This is a genomic window from Arcicella sp. GW458-12-2-14-TSB2 (genome assembly GCF_059423785.1).
Genome location: NZ_JBWKYN010000282.1, coordinates 1 through 4,396, shown reverse-complemented (window position 1 = coordinate 4,396; position 4,396 = coordinate 1). Strand labels below are relative to the sequence as shown.

The window sequence follows — 4,396 nt, the reverse complement described above, 5'->3', positions numbered from 1 at the left end:
CTCTAGCGAGGGACTTAAGTCCCTCGCTAGAGATAAAAATCAAAGCTCGTTTACATTCCCTTAGCTACCTCCGCTACTTTATTCCAGACCCTAAAAACATTCTTGTAACAAATCTTTTCAATATCCTTTTCAGTATATCCTCTTTTCAATAAAACATAAATCAGGTTGGGCAATTGCGAACAATCTTTTAAACCATCAGGCAGGGTAGGACCTACACCGTCGAAATCAGAACCTAGACCTACATAATCTATTCCTGCGATTTTCTTTACATGATCTATGTGGTCGGCTACTCTTTCCACATTCGTAAGCGGTGTTGGGTGAAGTTTGTCATAATCCGCCTCATAAGCTTTAGCCAGTGAATCTTTAGGAACTAAATTATGTTCTTTTTGCCATTGACGTAAATGCGTTCTTTTAGTTTCGTAAGTCTTGTTTGAAATAGAATCCAAGAACATCGAAGAATAATTAATCATAATCACACCCCCTTTTTCAGCCATTGCTTTTATCAGGTTATCAGGTGCATTTCTGATAAAACCAGGGGTAAAAGTTCTACACGAAGAATGAGAAGCAATCACAGGAGCTTTAGAAAGGGCTACAACCTGTGCAAAAGTATCATCAGAAATATGCGAGCAGTCGAGCATAATACCCAATCGATTCATTTCTCTAACTACCTGTCTACCAATGGGACTCAACCCTCGCCACGTATTAGTAGTGTCATACGAGGTATCGCAAATAAAATTGTCCTCCCCGTGGCAAAGCGTAATATAGCGTATGCCTCTATCATAAAAGTACTGTAAATTTGCCAAGTTACTTTCAATAGGCGAACCATTTTCCATGCCCATTGGCAAAGAAATCAAGCCTTTTTTAAAGTTGGTTTCTATATCAGCAGGAGATTTTGCTAAGGCAAATTTATCAGGGTATTGTTTTACCAAATTCTCCACCATATCAATCAGGGAATCAGCCAAGGCTTTTGAAAATCCTTTTTTACGCTGTAAATCCGCAGGCACATAGATAGACATAAATGGAGCTGTAAGTCCTCCTTTTTTAGCGCGAACATAGTCAAAGTCACCACCAGCGGTTTGTACAGAAACATCTTCCATCTTGGCATGGAGGCGATAGGGCAAGTCTACATGACCATCAACGATAATGTATTTATGTGCCAACTCATCCGCTTTTTTGCGAAGTAAAGCCTCCTTATCATCTATTCGATGTACCGTTGGAGTATGAGTGATTTTCTTTTTGGGTTTTCCAAATGATATTCCATGAGTCAATATCAAAAAAGCGATTAAGCTAATTGAAAGGTAGTTTTTTAGCATCATATTGTCGTGAAGGTTTTATTATTAAATCTACTCAATTTTTACAGAATTATCAGTAATTTGCACAGATAAAGTGCTGATAATGATAGAATATTTAGCTCAAGAACAATCCATTTTTATAAACATGAAAAAATATGCATTACTTTCAGTTGGCGAGCTCTTGGCCGACTTTATTGGTACAGAAATACAAGATAGTATTCTCGAAACCGCCACATTTGAACGCTTTCAGGGTGGAAGCCCCGCCAATATGGCTGCGAATATGGCTCGTTTAGGAATGAATACTGCCTTGGTTTCCTGTATTGGCAACGATAACATTGGTATTTACCTAAAAACAGAAGTAGCCAAAACAGGCATTGACGTCAGCCATATAGCCATTGATGATTTTCAGCCGACAAGTATAGTAGTGGTTTCTCGCACCAAAGGCACGCCAGATTTTATTGCCTATCGTACGGCAGACCGTATGCTTCAACCACAGCATATACCAGATAGTTTATTAGAAGCCTCTGCTATTTTTCATACTACTTGCTTCGCGTTGAGCCAAGACCCTGCTCAATCAACGATTGTAGATGCCGCCAAACGTGCGAATGCTTTGAATTGTAAAGTTAGCTTAGATGCTAATTATGCCATACAAATTTGGCCAGATAGAAAACAAGCTTGGGAAACTATTTCAGCTTATTGTTCGCATGATGCTTTGGTAAAATTAAGTGAAGACGACGCCGAAAGAATATATGGACATAAAGTATCAGAAGCACAAATCCTACAAGATTTTCATGCGATGGGAGCGGAGCTGATTTGCCTAACCAAAGGAGGAGATGGCTCAATCATTTCAACTGAAAAAGGAACAAAACAAATTACATTGGGCGTAAAACCCCTCGAAGTAGTGGATGCAACAGGAGCGGGAGATGCCTATTGGGCAGGTTTTCTAACAGCCTATACTGAAGGAGCGAGTCCAGAAAATTGTGCAAATGCTGGCGCTAATTTAGCAGCTTTAAAACTGGTAACTAAAGGACCATTGCCAGCGAAGGTAGATAAGGGGATTTTGTATGTGTAGTATTTTAGTTTTGATTAGATTTGACAACTTTTTGAAAAGTTGTCAAATCTAGGCAAATCTAAGCTCAATAAACTTATCCAATATAATAAAGTAAAGCTTCTTTCATTTCGCTGGCAGCAACTGAAATGTCATAAGTACATTTTCCGATTCCTTCTAATAAAGAAAATCTAATTTCTTTGCCTTTATTCTTTTTGTCTTGTGCTGTCAGTGCGATAATCTCTTCTAGTTCACTTTCTTTAATAGTCGCTTTTCCATACACTGCAAAGATAAATTCCTCAATTTTTTCCAGTGATTGTTGGTCAATCATGCCTCTTTTGAAAGAAATATATGCTTCACAAATCATTCCTGCTGCAATGGCTTCGCCGTGTAGTAAGTGCAATTTGGGCTTGCCTAAATAAAACGTTTCGATAGCATGCCCCAAAGTATGACCAAAATTCAATATTTTCCTTAATCCTTTTTCTGTTGGGTCTGCTGCTACTACAGCCTCTTTGATGGCAACGGAATGTGCAATTAAGTCAGCAAAGTTCTGTTCTTCAAAATCTATTTTTCTAATTTCATTCCATTTGTCAGCATCTTGTATCAAACAGTGTTTGATAATTTCACCAAAACCCGAACGAAGCTCTTGCTTAGGTAAAGTTTTCAAGAAAACTGGGTCAATCAAAACGGCATTAGGTATTTTAAAAACCCCAATATGATTTTTTAATCCTTGAAAATCTATACCAAGTTTTCCGCCAACACTAGCATCTACTTGCGAAAGCAAGGTTGTCGGAATTTGAATAAAATCAATACCACGTTTATAAGTAGCTGCACAAAACCCACCCATATCTCCAATTACGCCACCACCCACATTGATTACTAAACTATGTCTGTCCAAAGATTGATTCGTTAGTCCTTCCCAGATAACCTCACAAGTACTTAAGTTCTTATTCGCTTCACCCGATTTTATTTTTGTTAACTGATGCTTAGGTAATAGAGGCTTGATGATAGGATAGCAATGACGATGCGTTTTTTCATCGACAATCACATGAATTTTGGTGTATTGGTTTTCAGCCAGAAATGCTGGGAGACTTTCGGTAATATTGGAAATAATGACAGACATTTTTGATTTTGATTAACGTTTGAGTTGCCTTTCTGGAAGCACAAGGCTAGTCCACATAAAATATGGCTACAAAATTAATCAATTATTTTCCATCAAGACTTACCTTTTTTATTTATAGGATGTATTTTACCAAATCATGATAAGGTTTTAATAATTCGTGGCTGGGCGAAAGTTCGGTAATCAAGTAATCTATTTCATTTAAAGTACACACCCGTAACCGCAAATCAGAATTTAGTTTTTCTGAAATAGTAGTAGCCACTACTTGCCTTGATGATTTTATCATCGCCTTTTTTACCTGTACTACCTCATAGTCGGAATCGCTGATTCCTTCAGGGTCGAAGCCATTAATACCCAATACACATAAATCAGCTTTGATGTCATTAATTTTACTGACAACCTCACCTCCGACGCTGATTTTAGAGATATTGGAGATTTTGCCTCCTAAAAAAATCACTTCCACATTCGGATGTTCGGCTAATTCCAAAGAGATTAATGGGCTTACGGTAAAGAATGTTACATGCAAATTATTAGGTAATTGATTAGCGATGGCTCGCATAGTAGTTCCTCCGCTAGTCAGGATAGTCATCCCATCCTTGATGAGCTTAATCATTTTAGTAGCAATTATTTTCTTTTGGTCATAAGCATACGTATCGGCTTGGGTCGCTGAAACATTATATGATTTTGATAAAGCACCACCATGCACTTTCACAATTTTATTCTCGGAAGCCAATTCATTCAAATCACGACGAATAGTGTCTTCTGAAACATTCAGAATCAAACTGAGGTCAGAAGAAAGTATTTTATTATGAAGATTAATCTGATGGATTATTTGTAACTGCCTTTCCTTTTTTAACAAAACTTTACTTTCTAAAATACTCATGCGTTTTTTTGCGGGTTTTTGATTGAAATTTTGAAAATTAAACAGAAATAAGT

At 37.4% G+C, this 4,396-nt stretch carries 4 protein-coding genes; 1 reads left to right on the top strand and 3 read right to left on the bottom strand.

The window, feature by feature from the left end; genetic code table 11:
- Nucleotides 1–50: 50 nt before the first annotated feature.
- Nucleotides 51–1,316 (bottom strand): dipeptidase, encoded by a 1,266-nt coding sequence (locus AC07XN_RS23565; protein ID WP_494744828.1) that lies wholly within the window; start codon nt 1,314–1,316, stop codon nt 51–53.
- A gap of 121 nt (nt 1,317–1,437) precedes the next feature.
- Here AC07XN_RS23565 and AC07XN_RS23560 point away from each other — a divergent pair, with 121 nt between their 5' ends.
- Complete coding sequence (locus AC07XN_RS23560; protein ID WP_309919167.1) at nt 1,438–2,364, top strand: carbohydrate kinase family protein; 927 nt, start codon at nt 1,438–1,440, stop codon at nt 2,362–2,364.
- Nucleotides 2,365–2,437: 73 nt separating this feature from the next.
- Here AC07XN_RS23560 and aroB read toward each other — a convergent pair whose 3' ends face one another.
- The gene (gene aroB, locus AC07XN_RS23555) at nt 2,438–3,463 is read right to left on the bottom strand and encodes a 3-dehydroquinate synthase (protein WP_494744827.1); all 1,026 of its coding nucleotides are present in this window, start codon (nt 3,461–3,463) and stop codon (nt 2,438–2,440) included.
- Between the two features lie 112 nt (nt 3,464–3,575).
- Nucleotides 3,576–4,396 (bottom strand): DeoR/GlpR family DNA-binding transcription regulator (locus tag AC07XN_RS23550; RefSeq protein ID WP_494744826.1); only part of this gene is annotated, 821 nt, incomplete at its 5' end.